Origin of the sequence: uncultured Cyclobacterium sp. (genome assembly GCF_963976465.1) — a bacterium.
GTDB lineage: Bacteria > Bacteroidota > Bacteroidia > Cytophagales > Cyclobacteriaceae > Cyclobacterium.
Window position 1 is genome coordinate 1 of record NZ_CAXBOC010000711.1, and the last position, 1,755, is coordinate 1,755.

The 1,755-nt window shown below is 40.5% G+C and carries 2 protein-coding genes; both read right to left on the reverse strand.

The genetic code is table 11. The features are described 5' to 3' along the window. Nucleotides 1-55: 55 nt before the first annotated feature. Entirely contained in the window at nucleotides 56-865 is an 810-nt protein-coding gene (locus AAC037_RS24155) for an aldolase/citrate lyase family protein (RefSeq protein ID WP_339906234.1), read from the reverse strand. Nucleotides 866-1,115: 250 nt separating this feature from the next. Beyond that, the coding region (locus tag AAC037_RS24160) for an SIP domain-containing protein (protein ID WP_339906236.1) at nucleotides 1,116-1,755 on the reverse strand (640 nt) is incomplete at its 5' end.

Here is a 1,755-nt window from a genome sequence, read left to right on the forward strand (position 1 = left end):
CCCCCGAAAGCGATTTGAGAGACTTCTATTCCGGTATTTCCTAATAGACTACGCTTCATTTTTTGGCGCCGTAATACCCCTTTTCATTGTCCACCTTCTCAGCTGTATTTCCAAAACCAGCCACCAGGTCAGCACAATACTTCGTGAGCGTCAAAACATCTGCACCTATGCTTATAAACTGATATCCCATGTCCTGGTATTCAGCTACCTTGGTTATAGGGCCTGTGGTACCGGCAAACTTGCCATATTTCCTTGCCACTTCTACCACCTTTTGTCTGGCTTCTTGAATTTTTGGGTGATCCATATCGCCGGGAGCTCCAATGGCCTGGCTAAAATCTCCGGGACCAAAAAACAACATGTCAAAACCATCTAATTTGGCGATTTCCTCCAAATTTTCTAATGGTTCAGGATCTTCTATTTGAAAAATTACGAAACGCTGTTGGTTAGCATCTCTTAGGTAGGCTTTAAAATCTCCGGCGGCGTAGGCCCCATCCGCATTTCCTCCATCAATGGCTCGCTTTCCTATGGGATGAAAACGCGTCATCTCTATTACCTTCTTGGCATCTGCCAAACTCATGATATGAGGTACCATGATTCCACTGGCATCGAGTTCCAAGGGTTTTACATAATCGCTGTAACTTCCCCTAGGCACCCTTACTAAAGTATCTTTTCCCTGAGATTTGGCTGCCCAAATTTGGGCAGCCAAAATGGACCAATCCTGCCCAATGTGCTCCTGATCCAGCCACAAACAATCAAACCCTGCCTGTGCGGCAATTTCAACAACGCGGGCATCTGCCAAGTTTACTTTAAAAGAACAGACATTTTCTCCGTCCCTTAATTTCTTAAGCACTAGGCTTTCTCTCATTTTTATAGTCATATCGGTATTTGCTTGATCAAATATACCAAAGGACTATTAGAGACACTATTACTTTTATTTTAAATAATGATACTATTTTTCGAAATCGTCGATGATACTATTGAAAGGAAATTTTGAAGAAAAGGGTGTAGCGAAAATCGGCTCATAAAACATCAAGACAAAGGCAGAACCTACAGATTTTCCCAACCTTTCCTTTTAAATATAAATAAAAGCCTCAAAGAATTCTATGATGTAACTATTATTCAAGACCTTTTTTCTCCGGATTCCAAAATGGCTTGGTCTTTACTTGATTGCTGTCCCAACCTAACTCTTTTCTAAAATATTTATTTAACTGAATACAAATCCTACTGTCTCCGGCGATATAAACCATCTGCTTCCCTTGCATCTTTCCCACCTTTTCTTTTACCAGTTTCAAAACTTCTTCTTGAGGGTTTAAAGGCATTTCATAGAAACCAAATGGATTGGTGTGGTCTGTATCAGCAAACATTTCCTTTTCGTTAGAATTATAAATAATACCATCGACTTGCTTCCCCTTCTCAAGGTTTCTCTGAATGACGTACAAATGTGACAAGGCAGATAAATCTCCTATCATAAGGTAACTATCCGCGGAATGGTCAACTAGAAATTTTCCCTTTTTCCATTTAAAATAGACTTGATCACCCGGTTGGCTTTTTTCTACCCACTGAGCTCCTATACCCTTGCTGTGGGTAGCGATGGCCAAATCCAAAAAACCTTGCTGTTTGTTAAGATCCCAAACACTATAGCTTCTTATTTTGTCTTTCATGGAAAGGCCTTCTTTGCCAATTCCAATCCCTACACGTAAAAAATACCCCGGAACAAAATCTACCTTAGTGAAGGTATCTGATTTTAAGCGAATC

Bases quoted from the DNA above. Each gene is read 5' to 3' on its own strand.
- AAC037_RS24155 (WP_339906234.1), bottom strand. From the start codon at position 865: ATGAGAGAAAGCCTAGTGCTTAAGAAATTAAGGGACGGAGAAAATGTC.